Origin of the sequence: Bacillus sp. DTU_2020_1000418_1_SI_GHA_SEK_038, assembly GCF_032341175.1 — a bacterium.
Taxonomy (GTDB): Bacteria; Bacillota; Bacilli; order Bacillales; family Cytobacillaceae; genus Cytobacillus.
Map to the genome: position 1 here is coordinate 267,248 of NZ_CP135435.1, position 24,131 is coordinate 291,378.

The 24,131-nt window shown below is 39.4% G+C and carries 20 protein-coding genes; 15 read left to right on the plus strand and 5 right to left on the minus strand.

The window, feature by feature from the left end; all coding sequences use genetic code 11:
• Window positions 1-68: 68 nt before the first annotated feature.
• Entirely contained in the window at window positions 69-965 is an 897-nt protein-coding gene (gene dapA / locus RRV45_RS01475; protein WP_315666996.1) for a 4-hydroxy-tetrahydrodipicolinate synthase, read from the plus strand.
• A gap of 138 nt (window positions 966-1,103) precedes the next feature.
• Here the strand turns inward: dapA and RRV45_RS01480 are convergent, their stop codons facing one another.
• Window positions 1,104-1,286, minus strand: coding sequence for a hypothetical protein (locus RRV45_RS01480; RefSeq protein WP_315666997.1), 183 nt, complete (start codon window positions 1,284-1,286; stop codon window positions 1,104-1,106).
• A 218-nt stretch (window positions 1,287-1,504) separates the two neighbouring features.
• On the opposite strand from RRV45_RS01480, the gene adaB reads away from it, so the two are divergent.
• The 4 genes from adaB (at window position 1,505) to RRV45_RS01500 (ending at window position 5,190) form a co-directional block, all read left to right on the plus strand.
• A complete protein-coding gene (gene adaB / locus RRV45_RS01485) occupies window positions 1,505-2,035 on the plus strand; it encodes a methylated-DNA--[protein]-cysteine S-methyltransferase (protein ID WP_315666998.1) in 531 nt (176 codons plus the stop codon).
• 113 nt (window positions 2,036-2,148) lie between these two features.
• Window positions 2,149-3,054 carry a nuclease-related domain-containing protein gene (locus tag RRV45_RS01490; RefSeq protein WP_315666999.1) on the plus strand — a complete coding sequence of 302 codons (906 nt, stop codon included), beginning with the start codon at window positions 2,149-2,151 and terminating at the stop codon, window positions 3,052-3,054.
• Window positions 3,055-3,453: 399 nt separating this feature from the next.
• A complete protein-coding gene (locus RRV45_RS01495) occupies window positions 3,454-4,245 on the plus strand; it encodes an SDR family oxidoreductase (protein WP_315667000.1) in 792 nt (263 codons plus the stop codon).
• Between the two features lie 309 nt (window positions 4,246-4,554).
• Complete coding sequence (locus RRV45_RS01500) at window positions 4,555-5,190, plus strand: DUF2238 domain-containing protein (RefSeq protein ID WP_315667001.1); 636 nt, start codon at window positions 4,555-4,557, stop codon at window positions 5,188-5,190.
• A 93-nt stretch (window positions 5,191-5,283) separates the two neighbouring features.
• Here RRV45_RS01500 and RRV45_RS01505 read toward each other — a convergent pair whose 3' ends face one another.
• Window positions 5,284-5,829 (minus strand): GNAT family N-acetyltransferase, encoded by a 546-nt coding sequence (locus tag RRV45_RS01505; RefSeq protein ID WP_315667002.1) that lies wholly within the window; start codon window positions 5,827-5,829, stop codon window positions 5,284-5,286.
• Between the two features lie 315 nt (window positions 5,830-6,144).
• Between RRV45_RS01505 and RRV45_RS01510 the strand changes: the two genes are divergently transcribed.
• The 5 genes from RRV45_RS01510 to RRV45_RS01530 all read left to right on the plus strand — a co-directional run bounded on the left by RRV45_RS01510 (window position 6,145) and on the right by RRV45_RS01530 (window position 13,362).
• Window positions 6,145-6,651, plus strand: coding sequence for a CBO0543 family protein (locus RRV45_RS01510; protein WP_315668904.1), 507 nt, complete (start codon window positions 6,145-6,147; stop codon window positions 6,649-6,651).
• Window positions 6,652-6,801: 150 nt separating this feature from the next.
• Window positions 6,802-7,677, plus strand: a complete 876-nt coding sequence (locus RRV45_RS01515; protein ID WP_315667003.1) for a DMT family transporter — start codon at window positions 6,802-6,804, stop codon at window positions 7,675-7,677.
• Window positions 7,678-7,912: 235 nt separating this feature from the next.
• Window positions 7,913-9,190, plus strand: coding sequence for an IS110 family RNA-guided transposase (locus tag RRV45_RS01520; RefSeq protein WP_315667004.1), 1,278 nt, complete (start codon window positions 7,913-7,915; stop codon window positions 9,188-9,190).
• Window positions 9,191-9,871: 681 nt separating this feature from the next.
• Window positions 9,872-11,614 carry an ABC transporter ATP-binding protein gene (locus tag RRV45_RS01525; RefSeq protein ID WP_315667005.1) on the plus strand — a complete coding sequence of 581 codons (1,743 nt, stop codon included), beginning with the start codon at window positions 9,872-9,874 and terminating at the stop codon, window positions 11,612-11,614.
• Window positions 11,611-13,362 (plus strand): ABC transporter ATP-binding protein, encoded by a 1,752-nt coding sequence (locus RRV45_RS01530; protein ID WP_315667006.1) that lies wholly within the window; start codon window positions 11,611-11,613, stop codon window positions 13,360-13,362. Before RRV45_RS01525 ends, RRV45_RS01530 begins: the two co-directional genes overlap by 4 nt.
• Before the next feature lie 349 nt (window positions 13,363-13,711).
• Here RRV45_RS01530 and guaD read toward each other — a convergent pair whose 3' ends face one another.
• The gene (gene guaD, locus RRV45_RS01535; RefSeq protein WP_315667007.1) at window positions 13,712-15,082 is read right to left on the minus strand and encodes a guanine deaminase; all 1,371 of its coding nucleotides are present in this window, start codon (window positions 15,080-15,082) and stop codon (window positions 13,712-13,714) included.
• A 337-nt stretch (window positions 15,083-15,419) separates the two neighbouring features.
• Here guaD and RRV45_RS01540 point away from each other — a divergent pair, with 337 nt between their 5' ends.
• The 5 genes from RRV45_RS01540 (at window position 15,420) to RRV45_RS01560 (ending at window position 21,096) form a co-directional block, all read left to right on the plus strand.
• Entirely contained in the window at window positions 15,420-17,084 is a 1,665-nt protein-coding gene (locus RRV45_RS01540) for a peptide ABC transporter substrate-binding protein (RefSeq protein WP_315667008.1), read from the plus strand.
• A gap of 294 nt (window positions 17,085-17,378) precedes the next feature.
• Complete coding sequence (locus RRV45_RS01545) at window positions 17,379-18,086, plus strand: FadR/GntR family transcriptional regulator (protein ID WP_315667009.1); 708 nt, start codon at window positions 17,379-17,381, stop codon at window positions 18,084-18,086.
• A 103-nt stretch (window positions 18,087-18,189) separates the two neighbouring features.
• Window positions 18,190-18,906 carry a (Fe-S)-binding protein gene (locus RRV45_RS01550; protein WP_315667010.1) on the plus strand — a complete coding sequence of 239 codons (717 nt, stop codon included), beginning with the start codon at window positions 18,190-18,192 and terminating at the stop codon, window positions 18,904-18,906.
• 43 nt (window positions 18,907-18,949) lie between these two features.
• The gene (locus tag RRV45_RS01555; RefSeq protein ID WP_315667011.1) at window positions 18,950-20,377 is read left to right on the plus strand and encodes a LutB/LldF family L-lactate oxidation iron-sulfur protein; all 1,428 of its coding nucleotides are present in this window, start codon (window positions 18,950-18,952) and stop codon (window positions 20,375-20,377) included.
• Entirely contained in the window at window positions 20,377-21,096 is a 720-nt protein-coding gene (locus tag RRV45_RS01560; RefSeq protein WP_315667012.1) for a LutC/YkgG family protein, read from the plus strand. Before RRV45_RS01555 ends, RRV45_RS01560 begins: the two co-directional genes overlap by 1 nt.
• Before the next feature lie 141 nt (window positions 21,097-21,237).
• Here RRV45_RS01560 and RRV45_RS01565 read toward each other — a convergent pair whose 3' ends face one another.
• Complete coding sequence (locus RRV45_RS01565) at window positions 21,238-22,866, minus strand: M20/M25/M40 family metallo-hydrolase (protein ID WP_315667013.1); 1,629 nt, start codon at window positions 22,864-22,866, stop codon at window positions 21,238-21,240.
• Between the two features lie 70 nt (window positions 22,867-22,936).
• On the minus strand, window positions 22,937-24,121 hold the full coding sequence (locus RRV45_RS01570) for an aminotransferase class I/II-fold pyridoxal phosphate-dependent enzyme (RefSeq protein ID WP_315667014.1): 1,185 nt from the start codon (window positions 24,119-24,121) through the stop codon (window positions 22,937-22,939).
• Between the last annotated feature and the right edge of the window lie 10 nt (window positions 24,122-24,131).

A 24,131-nucleotide genomic window follows, 5' to 3' on the forward strand; every position in this document is an offset into this window, starting at 1 on the left:
AGTAATACAGTCTTTTATCAGAGTTGTTAATAGTTAGATATTACTTGATTTTAGGAGAGGAAAAGAACATGACCACAATTAGAGGAGCATACCCAGTTTTAATTACCCCAATGACAGAGGCTCAGGAAGTTGACTGGGGCGGTGTAAAAAATAACGTAAACTACTTTCTAGGCCAAGGAGTCGCAGGAATCGTTATCAACGGAAGTACAGGCGAGTTTGTCAGCCTAACAAAAGAGGAAAAATTCCAAATGGTCGAAACGGTTATAAAAGAAGTAAACGGGCGAATCCCAGTCATTGTCGGTACAGCTGCAGAAACAACGAAGGAAACGATTGAATATACAAAACAGGCGGAAGCATATGGGGCTGATTGTGCATTAATTATTAACCCTTACTATATGAAGCCAAAGGAAAATGAAATTTACTTCCACTATAAAGAAATCTCTAATAATGTCAATATTCCAATCATGCTTTATAACAACCCGTTCACATCCGGAGTGGATTTGAGCACAGAGTTAATGCTGCGAATTGGACATGACTGTGAAAAGGTTACGCACATAAAAGAATCTAGCGGAGAAATTGCCAAAGTAAGAGACCTTGCAAGAAAAGGAAAAGGTAATTTTGAAGTGTTCTGCGGTGCAGAAGAGCTTGTCATGGAGTCGTATTTGGTTGGTGCTACAGGTTGGATTTCAGTTGCTGGTAACATCGTGCCGAAGCTTGTTACTGACATGTTCAATCATTTCCAGAATGGTGAGCTAGAAGAGGCATGGGCAATCAACGATCGTATTTTACCTCTTTGTTCTTTCCTTGAAGGATCAGGAAAATATGTGCAAATCGTTAAGAGAGCAATGGAGCTTACAGGTCAAGCAGGCGGCCCAGCTCGCTTCCCGCGTCTAAATTTATCACCTGAAGAAGATCAACACTTAAAAGACATTTTATCGAATCTATCTGTTGCTACTAGAGTATAAGAATAAAGATTAAGTTGATTTACTTAATATTCTTTCAAAGGATGAATATAGATTACTATCAACTTTAATTCGAATTAGTTACAGGTCCGCCTAAGTCGATTTAGATAAACTTAGGCGGACTCTTTTTTCCTTTAAGGTTTACGCCTTGTAGATGACTTTGGGGGTCTCTCTAATAACAGATGATCCTCCTTTTTGGATTTGGTGGAAGATAATATATGTATAATTATGGTAATATAAAGTATATACATTATCAGTGATTGGATGACCTTGCCTGTAGGTTAATGTCATATCACTTTCAAAGTTTTTCTCGTTATTTTTCATAACTTTTCCTCCATTTAGGTTGGTATAAGATTAGTGTCCATTACTAAATCAGATATGAATTAATTACCAATTGGTTGTTTAATTAAAAGTTCACTATGATTAAAGGCATTTGCAGTTTATGGGTTGAAAAATTATGGGGATTTATTGCGATATATTATTATTATTATTAAAGTAATACATAGCCAGTACACCAGCACACTATCGGGGGGAAATTAAAAATGGAATCAAATAATAAACAAACTATTTATTGGTCCTTGTTAAAGAATAGGGAATGGAATTTTTATCTTGCTTCTACTTCGAAAGGGCTTTGCTATGTAGGCTCCCAGAACGTATCATTCAAGGAATTGTCCGAATGGGCGAAGAAACGCTTTCCCGGGAGTCCTCTTGTTGAGGACGATAAAATGCTTGAGCCGTATGCGGTTGAAATCACCCAGTATCTAGAAGGTGAAAGGAAAACCTTTACTGTTCCATTTGATTACAGCGGGACAGCATTCCAGCTTGCAGTCTGGAACGCACTTTGTGAGATTCCGTATGGACAGACAAAATCCTATTCTGATATTGCAAATTATATTAATAAACCAGCAGCTGTTCGCGCTGTAGGGACAGCAATTGGAGCTAATCCGGTATTAATAACCGTGCCGTGTCATCGAGTAGTAGGAAAGAATGGATCGTTAACCGGCTATCGCGGTGGTTTGGAAATGAAAACACAGCTTTTGGACCTTGAAAAAAGGCCATCCAAAAATGAGTGAACAATTTTTTTTGAAATAAGTTATTAAATATTCATTATATTGGGACAGTTATGCTGAGATTTATATTAAAATAGAATAGGAGTCTAAAATAGTAAGAAAGGATGGCTTTGAATGTGGCTTATAAATCCAGAACTGAACCCGATAAATTAATTATTCTCAGATTGTTAAACACACGAATGACTTTGACTGAAAAAGACAGCCAACACTATTTCAGTCTTAAAAAAGGTTATGAAGGGGAGTTGATGTTCGATGCAATGACTGAAGAACTTCAACGTGATTGTTATATTTTAAATGACTTGCTATTCAGGTTTAACAACACCATGTTTCAAATCGATTCTATGATTATTTTTTCAGAAAAAATCTGCTTTTATGAAGTGAAAAATTTTGAAGGTGATTATTTTTGCGAATCTGACAGATTATACAAAGTGCCAAGAACTGAATATAATAATCCCCTTCATCAAATATACCGAAGTGAATCCCTACTCCGCCAGTTGCTCCAGCATATAGGTACTCCCCTCCCTATTGAAGCCAATGTAGTTTTTATCAATCCAGAGTTCACTCTATACCATGCTCCTCTCGACAAGCCGTTTATTTTCCCAACACAGGTAAAGAGCTATTTAAAAAAATTAGATATGACGCCATCTAAACTAACTGGTAAACACAAGAAGCTGGCTGATCAGCTTATTTCTCTGCATAGTGAAGAAAATCCTTATACTTTGTTGCCAGCCTATGAGTACGGGCAATTAAGTAAGGGAATTACTTGCCAAGCCTGTAGTTCATTTTCGATTTCTGTTCATGGACATTACTGTGTGTGCGGTGATTGTGAGCAGGAAGAACTGGTAACAGTTGCTGTTTTGCGGAGTGTGAGGGAATATATGCTTCTTTTTCCTGGGGAAAAAATAACTACTAATATTATTTATGATTGGTGTGGGGGAGTAATAGATAAAAAGACAATTAGAAGGGTGTTATTAAAAAATTTTAATAAGATAGGGACTCATCAGTGGACCTACTATGAGTAATAAAGGCGAGATGACGGACACTTCTTGTGAAATCCTGCTGCAAAATGTCCGTCATCGGTGTTATGAAGGACAAATTAAGTTCAATCGAGAGGCGAGATGTCCGTCATCGATGTTATGAAGGACAAATCAAGTGCAATCGGGAGGCGAAATGTCCGTCATCGATGTTATGAAGGACAAATTAAGTGCAATCGAGAGGCGAAATGTCCGTTATCGGTGTTATGAAGGACAAATTTAGTGCAATCGAGAGGCGAAATGTCCGTCATCGGTGTATGAAGGATAATGCATCACCCAATAGCGTGACAATTACCAACAAGGGCAGGTATATTAAAAGTGCTATTGTTTAATTCATGAAATTCCCTTTGGGGATCTGTCTCATAAATTGAAAGGATGTTGATAAGAATGAATTTATTCCTTAAAGATAAGGCGGTTTTAGTGACGGCATCGAGTAAAGGACTCGGGAAGGCAACAGCGCTGGAGTTTGCCAAAGAAGGCGCTAAGGTTTTATTGTCTAGTCGGAATGAAGAATCATTAAAGAAAGCTGCCGAAGAGATCAAACAGCTATCCGGCAACAGTGAGGTTTATTTCAAAGTTTGTGATATGTCTTCGGCAGAGGATATCTCCAATTTGGTTGCTGCTTGTAAAAGTTTGCTTGGAGGCGTGGATGTACTTATCAATAATACGGGTGGACCGGTTGCGGGAGGATTTGATGCAGTTACAGACGAGGACTGGTTTGCTGCGTTCGAAAAGAATCTTCTTAGCTACATAAGGACGACACGTGAAGTGATTCCATATATGAAAGAGAATGGTTTTGGGCGAATCATAAATATCTCTTCATCTTCAACAAAAGAAGTGATAGACAACCTTATCCTTTCAAACACATTCCGATCTGGGATGGTTGGATTGACTAAATCATTGGCACGCGAAATGGCACCATTCAATATCCTATTAAATACGGTTGGGCCTGGACGAATTGCAACTGATCGTGTGGCTGAACTTGATCTGATTAGTGCAGAGAGAATGAGCATACCTGTCGATGAAGTCGTTTCTAAATTCAAAGGTTTAATTCCGATGGGCCGCTATGGGGAGCCAGAAGAATTCGCAAAAGTCGTTGTTTTCCTCGCATCAGGGGCTAACACATACCTTACAGGGCAATCACTTGTCATAGATGGCGGCATGCTAAAGGCTTTATAATTGTTTAAGTGAGTGATACTGATGTGTTATGTCTATTAGATTGAAATAGATTCTGTGGGAGATCACCTCCCACATTATTGTTTAGCAAGCTTTAGCTTTTTTATCAGCCTCTCAAATAACTCTTTTATCATTCAGGAATCTAGCCAACTGTGGCTAGATTTTTTTAAGTAAAATAGGTCTGCACTCAGGCAACTTGTCGCCTTTATTTGAAATTAATATCGATAAGTTATTAATACTAATGGCAAAAAGAGTAAATACTATCATAAGCAGTTGGCGGTAAAGGATCTTGTAATAGTAAGGGGGGTAAAAGTGGCAAGAGATAAAAGTACAATCATTCATATAGTATTGCTGCTGCTTGTTACTGCTGTTTTTATATGGTCAGTTATCCGGCCAGCTGGATATTTGATATGGATAATGGAAGTTTTACCCGCACTTGTGGTATTAATCATCGTAATTGCAGTCTATAATAAGTTTCGTTTCACCACACTATCTTATATCATTATTTCCATACTTTCGGTTTTGACGTTTATTGGCGGTCATTATACATACTCAGAGGTCCCCCTTTTTAATTGGATAAAGGATCATTTTGATCTAAATCGGAACCACTATGACCGGTTCGGACACTTCCTAAAGGGTTTATTTGCTATTGTGATCAGAGAAGTTTTAATAAGAAAGACTCCATTAACGAGAGGGCCGTGGTTAGTGGCCATTACATTAAGTTTCTCACTTGCAATAGGGGCCTTATATGAAATTATCGAATGGTTATCCACCAAAATAAAAAGAGGCGGAAATGAAACCAAAGAATTTTTGGGAATGCAGGGAGATATTTGGGATGCACTGTGGGATATGTCGTTAACATTTCTTGGTTCTATACTTGCATTACTTATTTTTTCAAAACTTCATAACAAGCTGTTGGAAAAAAGGGCTTCAGGAAATAAAAGATGATCGTGCTACGGAATAAGTGGAAATTGAGTCATTGCTCTATTTCCACTTTGGCTTTTTAAGAAGATTGAGGAATAGAACTGATTATCCCTAATGCTAATCAGTTCTTAACAACGAATACATGTACAAATCATCAAATTTACCACAAGTATTTTCATATTTTCTTAAAAGGCCTTCACGCTGAAACCCACTACTTTCAAATAATTTAATAGATGGGATATTTGGCGGTTCGATCAAAGCCTGGATTCTCATTAAATTAAGATGGCTAAAGCCATAGGCGATAATAGCAGCTAAAGCCTCGGACATTATCCCTTTTCTCCAATAATCCTTTGAGAGCTCAGCACCAATTTCAGCTCTCGAATGCTTTATGGACATGTTAAGAAAGCCGCAGCTCCCTATCACTTCATCTTTTTCCTTTAATGTAATTCCCCAGCGTATTCCTGTGTTTTCTTCAAAAATCTCTTTATACCATTGGATTTCTTCGATTGCGTCATCTTCACTTTGAAAGGGCTCCATTCCAAAGTATTTCATGACCTCTATATCTGATAGATAGGTTAATAAACATGCTGCGTCTCCAGGAACAACCTCTCTCAGGATTAACCGCTCCGTTTCCAATATAGGGAAGGCTTTTGATAAATTCATACGATGATTCCCTCCAATTTTAAACTCTATTATTAATAATTCTCCTTATAATACAACGGTGAGTCAATATTATAGGTGCCTTGGATTCGGGGATAATAAGAACCTGCATCGGTTCCGTGGATATATCCAAATTATCGTGCAAACAATCCAAGTATCGTGCATTACCAAAGTATCATGCATATATCCAATGGTTGGAAACTACCTGTTTGAAAAAATTTTGGGAGGATAAAAACAGTAACAATGTCCATATTATTAGGAAAAGTAATGGAAAGTCCAATCAAGGGTGTGTAAAGGTTGAATGCATTTTATGGATTAGTGTGGATTTTTGCATTGGTTAAATGGGGGGATTTGAAATACTGGAAGAAGTATTACCCCACCATATTATTTTTTGCCTTGTGGGACTTGGTCTATCTCTATTTATTATCGGATCTTTACCCAATGTGGAAATTTAGTCCCCAAGGTTTGGATGCCAATGTCGGGTTAACCAGTGCCCATATATCCCTATCCATCATTCTCATAAAATACCCTGCCACCGCCATTATTTATCTATATAATTTTCCAAATAAAAAAAAGTTGCGTCAATTACTCTATGTGATTAGCTGGGTTCTCATTTACACACTAAATGAATTCATTGATTTTAAGCTTAACTTGATAAATTATTACAATGGATGGAACTTATATTGGTCAACCCTATTTAATTTTGTCATGTTTTTGATACTAAAAACACACTATACACGTCCATTACTTGCATGGGTATTCTCTCTTCTGTTTGTTATATTTTTGTGGAATGTATTTGATGTTCCTAGTAAAGTATTCAGGTAAAATAAAGCCCTCCATAATGCATAAAATAAAATCCTTATCTCAACTGGTGTATTGGTAATCTGTATAGAGTGAGCTGGAAAGTTTAAAAAATAATCAATGCATATTTTTCTTCTCGTGATATTATTGTTTTAGTCAGGAGGAGAAAAAAAGATGAAACGTTATATTGGGGACGGTATGCTGCTTATAACAGCCATTGTTTGGGGAAGTGGCTTTGTTGTCACAGCCATAGCATTAGAATATTTAACCGCTTATCAGGTTATGGCTGGAAGATTTGTTATTGCGACCCTCATACTTATGCTCTTATTTGGATATAAATTCAAAGGGTTTACAAAGTCTATCCTATGGAAAGGCGCCCTTTTAGGAACTTTTTTATTTATCGGCTTTGCCTTGCAAACGGTTGGTTTGGAGTATACAACCCCATCCAAAAATGCCTTTTTAACAGCTGTTAATGTTGTCGTTGTACCTATTATTGCTTATCTCTTATATAAGCGCAGAATTGACCGTTATGAAATGATTGGCTCCTGTATAGCCATCGTGGGTATTGGATTCTTGTCATTGCAAGGTACGATGACTATCAATATTGGTGATGCATTATCTCTCGCATGTGCAGTTGCTTTTGCCTTTGATATTTTTTATACGAATCTTTTTGTCCAAAAGGAAGATGCCATATCACTAACGATAGTCCAGTTCATAACAGCATCTTTACTAAGTGTTGCTGCGGTGTTAATTCAAGGAGATATTCCGACAACGTTTGAAAACGAAGCTATCTATTCAATTGTGTATCTAGCCGTATTCTCAACAACGATTGCTTATCTTTTTCAAAATATCGCACATCAATATACAACGGCGACTAAGGCAGCTATCATTCTATCAACCGAATCCTTTTTCGGAATGGTATTATCGGTTATTTTTTTACATGAAGTGCTGACTGGCCGTATGATTATCGGTGCTGTGTTAATCATGCTTGCTATTTTATTTGCCGAGGTTAAGCCAGTGTTCCGTAAAAAACGGGCGTTGGTGAAATAAACCTTTGTTCATTTTCTTATGATTAGAAAATAACAAAAATTACCTTGTCTGACAGTTGACAATTATATGAAAAAGATGGTAATCTTCAAGAACACTAAACAATTTAGCAAAGGAGCATTCCTGTTAGAAGTATTTTCGGGGACTTGAAAAAAAAAGAGCCCTCTTGGTATGATACGGGGTGTCAAATCGTGTGGCGAATTGACCCCTAACTTAGTTAACCAAGGAGGACTCCAAAATGGATTTTAAACAAAATCAGAAAATAAATCAAGTCACCGAAAAAACACTAGTTGTGGGAATCGACATTGCCAAGCGGACACACTTCGCTTGTTTTGTAGATGACCGTGGACGAGTGCTCCAAAAATCATTCTCTGTTTCTCAATCTGGAGATGGATTCGAGCTTTTCTATCAACGTATTCTCGCTGCAATGAGAGAAAACGGAAAAACAGAAGTCATTATCGGGATTGAACCGACTGGCCATTATTGGCTCAATATCGCCTATTTCCTTGAGGAACGGGGCATCCCCCTAGTCATGGTTAATCCTATGCATGTTAGACGGTCGAAAGAGTTGGATGATAATTTGCCAACGAAGCATGACCGCAAAGATGCACTTGTGATTGCTCGTCTTTTAAAAGACGGACGGTTCAGCTATCCCCGTATCTTGAAAGGTATGGAAGCTGAACTTCGCGTCGGGTCAACGTTAAGAAGCAAATTGACAGAAGAACTAGGGTCTGTAAAAAACATGATCATTCGCTGGTTAGATCGCTATTTTCCTGAATTCACTCAGGTTTTCCCATCATTCGGAAAAATGGCTATGGCCGTACTTGAATGTACTCCATTTCCAAGTGATCTTCACCAGAAACAGCCTGAAGAAATTTTAGCGCTTTATCGGAAGGTCGATGGGTTAAAATCCCCTCAAAGACCGAAAGCAACGAGAATCATTGAAGTCGCCGAGAGGTCTATTGGTGTAACTGAAGGACATAAGATGGCCCGTATTGAAATAGCCACACTTGTCCGCCGTTACCATCAGCTCGAAAAAGATATCGAAAGCATTTCTCAACACTTAGTTAATCTTGTAAAAACGACTGTAGAATATGAATGGTTATCAACGGTTCCAGGGCTTGGAGATACAACAATTGTCGATTTATTAGCTGAAATCGGAAGCTTTTCTCACTACGAAGATCCACGCCAACTAATCAAACTCGCGGGATTAACGTTACGTGAAAACTCCTCTGGCTTGCACAAAGGACAAAAGCGCATCTCCAAACGAGGCAGAAGAAAACTACGTGCCCTCCTGTTCCGAGTGATGATGCCGATGATTCTCCACAACGAAGCCTTTAAAAAGTTACACGAGTATTATACAAACCGTAAGGTTAATCCCTTACGCAAGAAGCAATCCATCGTAGTTCTATGCGGTAAGCTATTAAAAGTACTACATGGGATAAGCACTAAGCACAAAGCGTTTGACGAACAGCGAATGATGAGGGATATTCCTAGTCTCGTAGAGGCTGCGTAAAGCTCTACGTCCCCTTATACCTAGACAAAAGGATGACACGGAGAAGCTGGCAATATTTTCACCATTCGACCGAGAGTCCCTAAAGGAGCTTCGCTAGCCTCTGCCTTATGACTAGACCGAACGAAGGAATGTAGGCACACTGATGCCCAGAGACATGGGAGGGTACGTCATCATAAGCTACGCAGAGATCCATTGTGCATCTCATAATTTCCTATCACTACTTTCTATTATTATCCAGTAGTGACCGCGAAGCGTACCCATATGTTGGAATAGTTTCACATAATATAAAAATATTGTTAGGAATCGTGTCGAAAAATATTTTTTTGACACCTCAACAATGGGTTAAACCATTGATATATCAACATTTATAGAGGGAGGTAAGGACAATGAGAATGGTGAAAATGAACTTCAAGATGAAAAATTTCATACATTGTCCATGCCTAATCTCTGTGTAATTGTGAATTCCAGAAGCATAGAAGGGTATGGGGGAATTTCTATACCTTTTTGGAGATGCATGCTCTTTTTAGGGTATGCATCTTTTTTATTGGAATTTTTTAGTTAATATAAGAGTGAGGAGTCGTTGACAATGCGAAACTGGCAAAGAAGACTGATTTTCAGAAAGGAATCTCTAGATAGTGGGTAGCTATGTTCGTAACCTGAAAGAGAAAGAGGGTTTGATCGATGTTTGATGTTTTAGGGAAGTTGAATCGGTTTTTCGGTCAGTATTGGAGACAATATACAGTTGCCGTTTTCTTTTTAATTATTGCTAGTGTACTTGAGGTGGTGCCTCCGTATTTACTTGGCTCCATTATTGATATTTTGACTGCTGGTGTCATGACAAAAGCGCTATTAGGCCAATATATTCTCATATTCATTGCGATTATTATTGGTGGCTATTTCTTGAACTTCGTTTGGCAGTACCGCTTATTTGAAGGGGCGATTAATCTCGAAAGGATCATGCGCCGTAAGTTAATGCTTCAATTTCTCAAAATGACGCCAACCTTTTATGAAAAAAATCGTACAGGCGACTTGATGGCGCGTGCAACAAATGATTTAAATTCTGTTGCACTAACAGCGGGCTTCGGGATTATGACACTCATTGATTCTACTTTATATTTAGGTGCGATTATTTTGGCAATGGGTTTTATGATTTCATGGAAATTAACGCTCTTTGCCATGTTGCCTGTGCCAATTATGGCGGTTCTCATTCAGTATTTTGGGAAGCTTGTTCATGAACGATATATGAAAGCACAGGATGCATTTGGGGAACTGAATGATAGTGTTCTAGAATCTGTTGCCGGAGTGCGTGTCATTCGTGCTTACGTGCAGGAGAAAAAAGATGAAGTGGACTTTGCCGTCAAGAGTGAAGAAGTATACGAAAAAAATATGCATACAGCGAAAATAAACGCATTATTTGGTCCGATCACGAAAATAGGAACAGGTATTAGCTATGTTGTAGCACTCGGCTACGGTGCTGTTCTCGTATCAAATGGTGAAATGACGGTCGGTCAGCTCGTCACTTTTAACGTTTATTTAGGTCTTGCGGTTTGGCCGATTTTCGCGATTGGCGAGCTAATTAATGTGATGCAGCAGGGGAATGCTTCACTTGATCGTGTGCAGGAAACGCTTAACTATGAAGCGGATGTTCAAGACACGAAGGACCCGGTTGCTGTTGCGGCTCCGAGTGCCATTGGATTTGATGACCTTATGTTTCAATATCCAACGAGTCAGGTGAAAAACTTAAAGAAAATATCCTTGTCACTCAAAAAGGGAGAAACACTTGGAATTGTTGGGAAAACAGGTGCGGGAAAAACAACTTTCCTCAGACAATTACTGCGTGAATATCCACTTAATGAAGGGCAATTACAAATTGGCGGAATCGACATCGCCTCCCAAACTAAAGATCAGATTCTTGATTGGATTGGGTACGTCCCGCAGGATCATGTATTATTTTCACGGACGATTCGGGAAAATATTTTATTTGGGAAAGAGGATGCAACAGAGGCTGATTTGGAAAAAGCCATTCACCTTGCGTACTTTAAAAAGGACTTAGAGAATCTGCCAAGTGGACTTGAAACATTGGTTGGCGAAAAAGGGGTTTCATTATCAGGCGGGCAAAAGCAGCGTGTGTCGATTGCACGCGCGCTCATTAAAGACCCTGAGATCTTAATCCTTGACGATTCTCTGTCAGCAGTCGATGCCAAAACAGAGGCTAGTATTATTAGAAACATTCAAAATGAAAGAAATGACAAGACTACCATTATTACAACACATCGTCTGTCTAGCGTGCAGCATGCAGATCAGATTATTGTTCTAGAAGATGGGCAAATTATTGAGCAGGGAACACATGAAGAGCTTCTCGGACAAAAAGGCTGGTATAAGGAACAGTTTGACCGTCAACAGCTAGAAGGAGGCGGGGCATGAGTACGAGTAAACGATTAACGAAGTATGCGATGCATTTTAAGCGGACCATTTTTATTGGGCTATTTTTCTTATCGGCTGCGGTCTTTACTGATCTTGCAGGCCCGTTTATCGCTAAGAAAATTATCGATGAGCATATGACAATGGGGATCATTGAAATAAAGCCGATTGCTTGGCTGCTCTGTTTATATCTTAGTTTAGCGATCGCAACAGCGATATTACGCTATTTTATGTATATTTATTTGCAAATGGGCGCAAATCGAGTTGTTCAAAAATTGCGCAAGGATGTGTTTGGGCATATACAAACATTGCCAATACAGTATTTTGACAACCTGCCAGCTGGGAAAATTGTCGCACGTGTCACAAATGATACAGAAGCTGTAAGAAATTTATATGTGCAAGTACTTTCAAATTTCGCGACCAGCTTCATCTCGATCGCAGGTGTCTATATTGCGCTGTTTATTTTGAATTGGAAACTGGCGATGATTGCTTTAATTATGATTCCATTTATTTATCTGTGGATGATTGTATATCGAAAATATGCGAAGCGGTACAATGGTGTGATTCGGACGAAAATTGCCGACATTAATGCGATGATTAATGAATCTATTCAAGGAATGACGATTATTCAAGCCTTTCGTCGTGAGCAGCAGATGACGAAGGAATTCGATGATATGAATGAAGAGCATTATGCCTATCAGAGAAAATTATTGTTTTTGGATTCAGCAACTTCCTTTAACTTAGTAAATGTCATACGGCTTATCATGTTTACCATTTTTATCGTATATTTTGGCACCCGTTCCATTACGGCCGCTGAAATGGTGTCTGCGGGAACTTTATATGCATTCGTTGATTATTTAACAAGATTGTTTAATCCTATTACGAATGTTGTAAATCAGTTTTCGCAGCTTGAACGCTCGCTTGTTGCGGGAAATCGTGTGTTTGAGGTATTAGATATCAAAGGTGAAAAAGTATCACAGGAAACAATGCCAAGATACGATGGGCATGTCGTATTCGAAGATGTATCTTTTGCCTATAAAGATAATGATTACGTACTGAGGGAGTTATCCTTTGAAGCGAAGCGCGGAGAAACAGTGGCACTTGTTGGCCATACAGGCTCCGGAAAAAGCTCTATTATGAACTTGCTGTTCCGTTTCTATGATCCGTCAAAAGGGAAGATCTATATTGATGGTGTTGACATAACATCCATGCCAAGACAGACGATCCGCGAGCATATGGGCATTGTTTTACAGGATCCGTATTTATTTACAGGAACGATTGCCTCAAACGTTAGCTTAAATGATCCAAAAATCACGCGGGAACAAGTAGAAGAAGCCTTGAAAGCAGTAGGTGCCGAACGAGTATTAGGGCATCTGGAAAAAGGGATTGATGAGCCAGTGATTGAAAAAGGCAGCACCCTTTCATCTGGACAGCGCCAGCTCATTTCCTTTGCACGGGCACTCGCATTTGACCCCGCGATTTTAATATTGGATGAAGCCACATCCAATATCGATACAGAGACGGAGGAAATTATCCAGCATGCAATGGATGTTCTGAAAAAAGGACGGACAACGTTTATCATTGCTCATAGACTTTCAACGATTAAAAATGCTGATCGGATTCTTGTGTTAGAACGAGGCGTAATTAAAGAACAAGGCACCCACGATGAACTGCTGGCACAAGGCGGCATCTATGACCAAATGTATCAAATGCAAGCTAAGTCATTGCATAAAAAAGTGAGTGTTGGCTAGAGCAAGTAGATATGCTTTTGGGAGAAACATCAGATGGGCATGAAGTTTAATAATAAATATTATTTATAAATAAAAATGACCTCTAGAAAATAGACTTTCTAAGAGGTCATTTTTAGTTTCGCAAACAACTCGGTGAGTTTCGCAAACAACTCGGTGAGTTTCGCAAACAAACTGGTGAGTTTCGCCAACAACTCGGTGAGTTTCGCAAACAAACCAGAGTTTCGCAAACAAACTAGTAAGTTTCGCAAACAAATCGAATATATTTGAGATATATTATTTCGCTCACTAATTTTACATGCGATTATTTGCACGATAATCCGGATTTACGCACATTACTAGTCAATTTACGTTATTCGCCGCGCGAATGAACTTTTTCCCCTTGAACCCACACTTCACGAATGTTTTCGGGGCGTGCAAGATACATAATTTTCTGGAAGATGTCGATTAATTCTTCATTTTCATCAAATAACGGTATTTTAGCTGTGCCTATTTTCGTATCAATAATTTGTACATCCCAAGCGAAATTTTCAGCTAGGCGGCCGATTGGCAGGCTTAAGCTTTCCCCTCCGCCGGCTGTTGCAAGATAGAAAGCTTCATTAATTGTAATCCGAGAATTAGGTTTCCCGCGCTCTTCAGCAGGTACATTCGGATTAACGCCATCCTCTAGCATTCTAGAAGACATAACAGCTTGTCTGACATTATCAAAAAGGCTTGGTGAGAACCCTCCTGAAATATCAGATCCGAGGCCAATTTCTACTCCTTTGGAATGGAGGTGGGCGATTGGAATAACGCTGTTGGCGAAATAAGCATTTGAGATTGGACAATGGCCAATAGCTGTGCCTGTTTTAGCAAATAACTCGGCATCGTCATCATCTAAGAAATTACAATGCGCCATAACGGATTTTTCACGAAGCAGACCAAAATCGTGTAAAGCAAACGCATCGTTCTTATTAAATCGTTCTTTCACATACCCATGCTCCCAATCACTTTCGCTGCAGTGGGACTGAACATAAGTATCATATTTTACTGCTAATTCTCCTAAACCCTTCAATGCCTCATCCGTGCAACTAGGAATAAAACGCGGTGTTACAACTGGATAAACACCCTGTTTCGTTGATTTTGCTAATTCCTTGACGGCTAAAATAAATTCCTCCGTATCCGCTAAGGCTGTCTTCGCATCTGCATCCCGATAATATTCAGGGTTCTGCTCGGGATCATCCATTACAACCTTTCCGACTAAACCGCGTTGTCCCTTTTCAGCACATATTTTTGCTAATTCTAAACTAGCTTGTTTATGAACTGTGGCAAAATAAAGCGCCGTTGTTGTGCCATTTGCCAGCAAAGTGCTGACGACCTCCTGATAGACCTCGTTTGCAAAATCTAGATCAGCAAACTTGGACTCAATCGGGAAGGTATAGGTATTAAGCCAATCGTAGAGCGGAATATCTAATGCTGTACCAGACTGCGCCCATTGCGGTGCGTGAACATGTAAATCGACAAAACCAGGCAAAAAATACTGACCATCAGCTAAGCTATGGAAGTTTTCCTTGCCTTGATACTCATCTAGTAAGGATTGATAATCTCCATCATCCGGGGAAACCATTTTTTCAATCATTCCATCCGAATTAATATAGAAAAGATAGTCTCTTAAAATTTTAACTTCTTTAGGCGACTCGCTGGAAAAAGCAGTCCCTTTGAAAACCACCGAATATTTATTCATTTTTATACACCCTGTTTTTTAGTTTTTTGAAATAATATTCAAATATTATAAGTGATTAAAATAGTAAAGTCTAATTCACATTGTTAATTCACTAGCTTGCTTTTTCGATTGCCAAAAATAAAGAGGAGGATTGTACAGAAAAATATAACTTGCCCTATTATTCTATAAAATTTATAATTATCTTAACACTCGGACTTTTTTATAAATTACCCCCAAGTAAGAAGAGAAGCAAAACAATTGACGATTTTATCTATACATCTTAGTTGCTAGTTTATTTTATAAAAAGAATGGGGTAATAGAAAACCGATGGTGCAACATTCATAAGGGGGGTCATATAGTGAGTAAGAAGAATTTTATCTTTATTAGCATGCTGCTAGTTCTCAGTATGTTCTTAGCGGCTTGCGGCGGTGCCAAGAAAACAACCACCACTGAAACACCAAAAAACAACGAAAATGGTGGAGAAAAGCAAGAAGAAAAGGCTGAAGTGCCACAGAATTTACGAATAAATATTAATACGGAACCACCTTCTTTACATCCAGGTTTAGCGAAGGATACGACTTCTGGTGCAGTATTGCTTCAAACATTCGAAGGTTTAACACGTATTGATCAAGAAGGTAAGCCTGTAGAAGCGGCAGCAGAAAAAATTGAGGTTTCAGAAGACCAAAAGGTTTATACTTTTACTATTCGTGATGCACAATGGACAAATGGTGATCCTGTAACAGCAAATGATTTTGAATATGCTTGGAAATGGGCTTTAGACCCGAATAATCAATCTGAGTATGCATACCAGCTTTATTATATTAATGGTGCAGAAGCTGCAAATACTGCTGGCGGATCACTAGATGAAGTTGGTGTTAAAGCTTTAGATGAGAAAACGCTTGAAGTCACATTAGAAAACCCGACTCCATATTTTACAGAACTAACAGCGTTTTATACTTATTTTCCAATTAACAGCAAAGTAGCTGAAGCTAATCCAAATTGGGCTAACGATGCTGGTGAAAACTACACATCTAACGGACCTTTTGTTATGACGGAATGGGCTCATAGTGATAAAATTGTCCTAGAAAAGAATGAGAATTATTGGGATGCCGGTGCTGGAAAATTAGAAAGAATCGAAATGATCATGGTTAATGATCCTAATACGGAATTATCTATGTTTGATAATGGGGAGCTTGACTGGGCAGGATCGCCTACAGGTAATCTGCCAACAGATGCTATGCAGGCTCTTAAAGATCAAGGGCGTTTAACTACTCAAGCTATTGCTGGTATTTACAATTACAAGTTCAATACAACAATTGAACCTTTTAATAACGTAAACATCCGTAAAGCTTTTGCTCATGCAATCAACCGTCAAGAAATCATTGACAACATTACTCAAGGTGAACAGCTCCCAGCGATGGCGATTGTACCTCCATCTATGTTCCCTGAAAATGAAAAGGGTTACTTCCCAGACAATGATGTTGAAAAAGCAAAAGAATTTTTACAAAAAGGCTTAGAAGAACTTGGTTATAAAGATGTATCTGAATTCCCTGCTGTAACGCTTTCCTACAATACGTCTGAAGCACATCAAAAGATTGCACAGGCGATCCAAGATATGTGGAAACAAAACCTAGGAGTTGAAGTTACGCTTGATAATGCGGAGTGGGCAGTATACTTGGATAAATTGCATTCACTTGATTACGATGTTGGTCGTTTAGGCTGGTTAGGTGACTTTAATGATGCAATCAATTTCTTAGAAATGTACCGTGATGCTGATGGTGGTAACAACAATACTGGCTGGGAAAACAAAGAATTCCAGGACTTACTTGCTAAATCTGCTGTTGAAGGCGATGCAGCGAAGCGTCAACAATTATTAAAGGATGCTGAAGCAGTCTTTATGGATGAAATGGCAGTCGCTCCAATTTACTTCTACACACTAAACTGGGTAAAAGTTGAGAACTTACAAGGTGTTCATGTATCTGGACTTGGTGATGTTCAATACAAGTGGGCTTATTTTGAATAAAGCAGGGCTTTGTAAAAAACAGCTTGAAATTGATCTGAAAAAAATATAAATAACAGGGGACGGTTCTCTTGCTTTCTATTATATTGAAAGCAAAAGGACTGTCCTTTTTGTCATAAATCAAAGATTGATCTCATTTAGATGGTATTTCTTTCAGCGGTTCCTTTTAACTCACGAGAAACAAGCTCTGTCCCCATTTCCCATCTTCTTAAAAAAGTAGTGTGAATATTCCACCACACGGGAATCTCCCGTGTTATAATGATTCAAACAATAGGATAAAGGATTAGTGAATATCAATTGAAATATAAACAAATAAAACCCAAAAAAATATATGAAGAAGTTACTGAAGCCATTTATGGAATGATTCAGTCTGGACAATTAATGCCAGGTGATAAATTGGATTCTGTGCAGCAGCTAGCGGAGAATTTTCAAGTGGGGCGTTCCGCCATCAGAGAGGCCTTATCTGCCTTGCGTGCAATGGGGTTGCTTGAAATGAAGCAGGGAGAAGGTACGTATGTGAAGGCGTTTGATTCAGAGCAAATCCATCTTCCCCTTTCAACAGTCATTTTAATGAATAAGGAAGATATTAAGAACTTGCTTGAGGTAAGAAAAATCATCGAGACTGGAGCTGTGGCAATTGCAGCCAAAAACAGGACAGAGGGAAATTTACATGCTATGAAAGAGGCCCTTGATGATTTGAAAAACGCATATAAGAATGAAGGGTTAATTGAGAAGGCAGATTTTAAATTCCATTTAGCTATAGCAGAGGCTTCACAGAATGTATTACTTGCTAGTCTATTAAACCATATTTCAGAGTTAACACAAGAAGCAATGAAGGAAACGCATAAAATATCGGAATTTTCCAAGCAAGCCTCGAGTGAAGAAATATATGAAGAGCATCTGGAAATTTATAAAGCAATTCTTGAAAGTGACGAAAACTATGCAGTAAGAGCAATGCTTAAGCATTTAGATCATGTTGAAGCCATCCTAAAAAAGTACTTTTAATAAAAGTAATAAGGGATTTTTTATATAACAGGTCATCAGATGACCTGTTGATCAGTAAGATGCTTATAGCTAGGCAATATTATTTAGAGAAGAGGATGAAAATATGAAAGTATCTCTTTTTGCTACATGTTTAGTTGATATGTTTCAAAGTAATGTTGGGAAGGCAACGGTGGAACTATTAGAGCATTTAGGGTGTGAAATTGATTTTCCCGATTCACAGGTTTGCTGCGGGCAGCCAGCTTATAATAGCGGGTATGTTAAGGAATCGAAGGAAGCGATGAAAAGAATGATTAACACCTTTCAGCACGCTGAATATGTCGTATCTCCTTCAGGTTCATGTGCCTATATGTTTCACGAGTATCCGAAAATATTTAAGGGAGATCCTGTTTGGGAGCCAAGGGCAAAAGCGCTTGCTGAAAAGACATACGAATTAACACAATTTATTGTTGAGGTTTTACAAATAGAAGATGTAGGAGCACGTCTAGATGGAAGAGCAACATTCCATACCTCATGCCATATGACAAGATTGCTAGGAGTAAAAGAAGCACCGATGAAGCTATTAAGCCATGTTAAAGGGCTGGAATTTACAGAGCTTCCAGGAAAACATAATTGCTGCGGCTTTGGAGGAACATTCTCGGTAAAAATGTCGCAAATATCAGAGCAAATGGTGGACGAAAAGGTCCAGCATGTAGAGGAGACGAAAGCAGAATATTTAATTGGAGCGGATGGGGGCTGCCTGATGAACATTGGCGGAAGAATCGAACGGAAAGGCAAACCGATTAAAGTCTTGCATATTGCGGAAGTATTAAATAACCGTTAGTAACATTTCACAGAATTTGTGTTTTTCGAAGGGGGAAATAAGAATGCCAATGAAAATTGGAACGGATGATTTTAATAACCGGGTGGACGCCGGTATTCAGAATGCCTTTATGAGAGGAGCGGTTGCCAGTGCACAGGATAATTTAAGGGCAAGGAAACTGATTGCGGCAGAGGAGCTTGGAAACTGGGAAGAATGGCGTTCTCATGGAGAGGAAATCCGACAGCATGTACTTGAAAATTTGGATTCCTATTTATATCAATTAAGTGAAACTGTATCTAATAGAGGCGGGCATGTGTTTTTTGCCAAAACAGCCGATGAAGCGAATGAATATATACGAGGAGTTATTGAAAAGAAAAACGCCAAAAAAGTTGTCAAATCTAAATCGATGGTGACAGAAGAAATTAATTTGAATGCCTGTTTAGAAAATGCAGGCTGTGAGGTCATTGAAACGGATTTAGGAGAATACATTCTTCAGTTGGATGATCATGATCCGCCTTCCCATATTGTTGGTCCAGCCATGCATAAAAATAAAGAGCAAGTGAGAGACGTATTTGCGAAAAAAATAAACTATAAAAAATCTGAAAAGCCTGAAGAGCTAGCCTGGCATGCCAGGGAAACCCTTCGCCAGGAGTATTTAACAGCAGATGTCGGAATTACAGGCTGCAATTTTGCCGTTGCTGAAACGGGTTCCATCTGCTTAGTGACAAATGAAGGGAATGCCGATTTAGTAACAGCATTGCCGAAAACACAAATAACGGTGATGGGGATGGAAAGGCTCGTTCCGACATATGAAGAATTGGACGTCCTTGTTAGTCTATTAACAAGAGCTGCGGTCGGTCAAAAGCTTTCAAGCTATGTGACTGTCCTAACTGGTCCAAGAGATGAAGGGGATGTGGATGGGCCGGAAGATTTCCACTTAGTCATTGTTGATAATGGAAGATCAGGAATCCTAGGAGGAGATTTTCAGTCCATTCTCCAATGTATTCGCTGTGCTGCCTGTGTGAATGTTTGTCCTGTTTACCGTCATGTTGGTGGACATTCTTACGGTTCGATTTACTCAGGGCCAATCGGGGCGGTCTTATCTCCACTGTTAGGGGGCTATGATGATTACAAAGAGCTTCCTTATGCGTCAACATTGTGCGGGGCATGTACGGAAGCCTGTCCGGTAAAAATCCCTTTACACGAATTGCTTCATAAGCATAGACAAGTGATTGTGGAAAAGGAAGGCAAGGCGCCAATTTCAGAAAAGCTCGCTATGAAGGCATTTGGGCTCGGCGCTGCTTCTCCTGCACTTTATAAATTAGGCTCCAAAATGGCACCATCTGCAATGAATCCCTTCACTGTTGGAGATAAAATCTCGAATGGGCCTGGTCCGTTAAAGGCATGGACTGAAATCCGGGAATTTCCTGCACCGAATAAAGAACGTTTTCGTGATTGGTTTAAAGAGCGGTCCAAAGGAGGGAACAATTAATGAAGGGTGCTATACAGAATAGAGATTTGTTTCTTAGCGATATCGCGGGGCGCTTAGGGCGAGATCAGTTCAATGTTAAAGTGGAAAGACCGCGATGGAAGTATCAACCTCAGGATGCAGTATTAAAGGATGCAGATTCGAATGAATTACTCGAAATTCTTAAAATTCAATGCACGAAAATACACACGGATCTCGTTGTAACAAACAAAAACGGATTAAATGAAACAGTGAAAAAGATTGTATCCAACTACGGCGGAGGACCGGTTTTGTCATGGAAAGACTCCCGTTTTGAGGACTTTGGACTAACGTCTTTGTTTAATCAAAAATGGCCAGAAGAAAACATTGAATTTCATGAATGGGATCCGTCAAGAGGAGAAGAAAATATTGAGCTTGCAGAAAAAGCAAATGTGGGCATCACGATAAGTGATATTACCCTTGCTGAATCTGGGACAGCGGTTCTTTTCAGCAACAATAATAGAGGAAGAACTGTTAGCTTCCTGCCTGCATCATCCGTTATCCTTATTCCTAAAAGTACGATCGTGCCAAGAATGACTCAGGCAGCGAGAATCATGAGGGAAAAAGTAAAAAGCGGTGAGCATGTCGCTTCTTGTATAAATTTTATTACAGGACCAAGTAACTCCGCAGATATAGAATCGAGACTTGTCGTTGGTGTCCACGGACCGGTTAAAGCTACTTATATTGTGGTAGAGGATTTATAAAAAGCATAAAAAAAAGCAGGAGTTCCAGAATTGGTTCTCCTGCTTTTTTTATAGTAACTCCTCGTCTTGAGAAGGAATGTCCTTGTCCTTGCTCGGAGGTTTGAAGGCTGCTTTTCTCGCATTCCGGGAGAAAATCCGTCACTAACTAATTTGTCTTTCTTTCGTGTCTGCCACCAAGCTGTGGATGAGTGTTTCTAACATGAATGGCAGCTGGACAAAGGCACTTTCGATATGAAGGCGCTCGGTGCGTTTGTGAGCGTCTTTTCCGAAAGGCCCCACGTTTAGTACTGGAGCTTGTAACTGCTGCATTTCAGTAAATGGAATGCTGTATGTGTCTCCCCATACTGGTGTATTTCGTTCAAAGGCGGTCCAGCCATCAGCATCATCCTGATAAGAAACGTAGCTAAGGTCACAAATACCATTAAAGTAATGAATTTGATTCACTTCTAAATTAAATTTCTCGATACCGATTTTTTTCATTAATTCAACCGATTCGATAACGAGCGGATCATTAGATGTGTTGACCGCCGGGTAGTATGGAGGTGCATAAAGCAGAACCATTGTCGGTCCAAGTTCTTGACACTGGATCATGAGGGAATCCACGATACGGATCGACTTCTCGCGGTCATCCCAATTTGTATTTGATAAAGCGTTAGATTTAATTTTTGCAACAGCTTCAGCACCTAATTTTTTCTCAGCATACTGGAGAAGATCTTCATAGCGTAAGACTTTCACTTTTCCGACCGGCTTAACACCTTCGTGTTCACAAATTTTTAAATAGGCAGTATTACAAGCTTCAGCCGCTTTATTGGCTACTTCGGTGAAAATATCCATTACTTCAGCAGCGCTCCGTTTCATCAGGAAGACGTTATATAGAGCTGCCGCCCGATATGGCGTTTGGGTCGAGTATTCCATTTTTAAGTCTTTTTGCTGAAGTGAAACAGGTAATGGTGTGTTTTCGCCAAGATCAGACTCACGGAATATTGGATTCCATTCCATTTGCTGCGTTAAAAAGGATGCCATAAAGTTAGCAGTCATACCGCTCATCGGCTCTCCGACATGTGTTTCTTTTCCATAGAATAAAACAGCAGGCATGATTTTCCCGATCGTTCCAGAATAAATATAATAGTTGGGATCTCCTGGCGACTGGGAGAATGATGGTTCGCTATTTAAGAATAATTTATATGTCAATTGGTGCTCATCGCGTAAACGTACTAACTCTGGAACTGCAGCACGCATACCAGCTGAGTTCACTTCTTCATCTGGTACAGTAACGAGTAATAAATTGATTGGCCAGTTCTCTATACTCGCTTTTTCAATCATAGCCATTTGAAGGGCTAGACCCATTTTCATGTCCATCGTGCCGCGACCGAATAAGTATTGGCCAGACTCAAGGTCAATCCGTGCGTCTTCTGGAAGCTCGTCTAAACGAGTCATTAATATTTTCGTCAGTTCTTCTGGTTGGAACGCCAGCGGCTCGAGATCCCCGTATTCTTCTGTGTGAACCGTATCAAAATGACTAATAAGGACAATCGTTTCAGTCACATCCGGGTTTTTATATAAAGCGGTAACAACATTGCGTCCTAATCCAGAGTCATGCAGAGCTGTGTGGGTCGGGTTCTTTTTGAAGTAATCTAGCTCCATTAACTTCGCTTTTACAAGATAAGCGAATTCGCACTCTCCTTCTGTAAGGGTTCTGCTCTGCCAGCTTACAAGCTCGCAAAGTAAAGCGCGTAATGATTCTGGTGTGCCCCATTTTACATTACTCATTTCAATAGCTCCTTTTCCAATGGAAGATTTAGGATTTTCCATCAGTTTTTAATACTTGCTAGTGTAAGTCCTAAATACTAACCTTTTTCTCATTTTGCTTTCTTAATGTTACAATAAACTGCTCTAGCCTATCCATTCCTTTTTCCAGCATCGGCATCGCATAAGCATAGGAGATACGAATATAGCCTTCTCCATGTTCAGTAAACGTGCTGCCAGGAACGACTGCTACTCCACCTTCGTAAAGAAGTCTCGTTGCGAATTCGTAAGACGGCATCCCAAATGCTTTAATGGAAGGGAAAATATAGAATGCTCCATTTGGCTTGACGACATCAAGTCCCATATTTGTAAGGCGATCGTAGACAAAGTCCCGGCGCTTAATATATTCAATATTCATTTTTGCAGGCACATCCCGGCAAGCTGTCAATGCTTCGATTCCTGCATATTGGCTTGGCAATGACGCGCAAATTGAGTTATACAAATGGACGTTTAAAACATGCTGCATTAATTTTTCGGGTCCTAAAACAAAGCCAATTCGCCATCCTGTCATAGAATGAGATTTTGATAATCCGTGAATAAGAAACATACGATCACGCAGCTGCGGATAAGATGCGAAAGAGTGATGCTTGCCACCAAAAGTATTTTCGCTGTAAATTTCATCTGACAAAATATAAATCTCTTCGTTTTCTAATACCCCTGCAAGAGTATCCATTAAGTTAGGTTCTAATGTAATTCCTATAGGATTCGAAGGATAATTCAATAGAATGGCCTTTGTTTTCGGCGTAATCATTGCTTTCAAACGTTCCGGTGATGGAAGAAAGCCAGTATCTGACGTATCTAAGTAAACCACTTTTGCCCCGCATAATTCAATAATCGGCTCATACCCCGAATAAATAGGGGCAGGAATGATCACTTCATCGCCCTCTTCAAGGATTGTTCGAAAAACAGAATCAATTCCTTCACTTGCCCCATTTGTTACGATTATCTCTGATTCAGGGTCGTATGAAAAGCCATAAATATCTTCGAAAAAAGAAGCGGTAGCCTGCCTTAACTCTAGTAAACCAGCATTATGTGAATAGGCTGTCTGATTGTTTTCAATGGCACGTATGCCTGCATTTTTTATAGCTTCTGGGGTCGGAAAGTCCGGCTGACCTATCGTTAAATTAACAGCGTCTGGAAAGTTTACAAGTTGATTAGCAAATTTTCGGATTCCCGGGGCCTCCAATTCTTTTGCCTTATGATTTATTGATAGTGACATGCTCTTCACC

Bases quoted from the DNA above. Each gene is read 5' to 3' on its own strand.
- RRV45_RS01525 (WP_315667005.1), top strand. From the start codon at position 9,872: ATGTTTGATGTTTTAGGGAAGTTGAATCGGTTTTTCGGTCAGTATTGG.
- RRV45_RS01530 (WP_315667006.1), top strand. From the start codon at position 11,611: ATGAGTACGAGTAAACGATTAACGAAGTATGCGATGCATTTTAAGCGG.
- RRV45_RS01560 (WP_315667012.1), top strand. From the start codon at position 20,377: ATGAAGGGTGCTATACAGAATAGAGATTTGTTTCTTAGCGATATCGCG.
- guaD (WP_315667007.1), bottom strand. From the start codon at position 15,082: ATGAATAAATATTCGGTGGTTTTCAAAGGGACTGCTTTTTCCAGCGAG.
- RRV45_RS01520 (WP_315667004.1), top strand. From the start codon at position 7,913: ATGGATTTTAAACAAAATCAGAAAATAAATCAAGTCACCGAAAAAACA.
- RRV45_RS01570 (WP_315667014.1), bottom strand. From the start codon at position 24,121: ATGTCACTATCAATAAATCATAAGGCAAAAGAATTGGAGGCCCCGGGA.
- RRV45_RS01515 (WP_315667003.1), top strand. From the start codon at position 6,802: ATGAAACGTTATATTGGGGACGGTATGCTGCTTATAACAGCCATTGTT.
- RRV45_RS01505 (WP_315667002.1), bottom strand. From the start codon at position 5,829: ATGAATTTATCAAAAGCCTTCCCTATATTGGAAACGGAGCGGTTAATC.
- RRV45_RS01555 (WP_315667011.1), top strand. From the start codon at position 18,950: ATGCCAATGAAAATTGGAACGGATGATTTTAATAACCGGGTGGACGCC.
- dapA (WP_315666996.1), top strand. From the start codon at position 69: ATGACCACAATTAGAGGAGCATACCCAGTTTTAATTACCCCAATGACA.
- RRV45_RS01550 (WP_315667010.1), top strand. From the start codon at position 18,190: ATGAAAGTATCTCTTTTTGCTACATGTTTAGTTGATATGTTTCAAAGT.
- adaB (WP_315666998.1), top strand. From the start codon at position 1,505: ATGGAATCAAATAATAAACAAACTATTTATTGGTCCTTGTTAAAGAAT.
- RRV45_RS01495 (WP_315667000.1), top strand. From the start codon at position 3,454: ATGAATTTATTCCTTAAAGATAAGGCGGTTTTAGTGACGGCATCGAGT.
- RRV45_RS01480 (WP_315666997.1), bottom strand. From the start codon at position 1,286: ATGAAAAATAACGAGAAAAACTTTGAAAGTGATATGACATTAACCTAC.
- RRV45_RS01565 (WP_315667013.1), bottom strand. From the start codon at position 22,866: ATGAGTAATGTAAAATGGGGCACACCAGAATCATTACGCGCTTTACTT.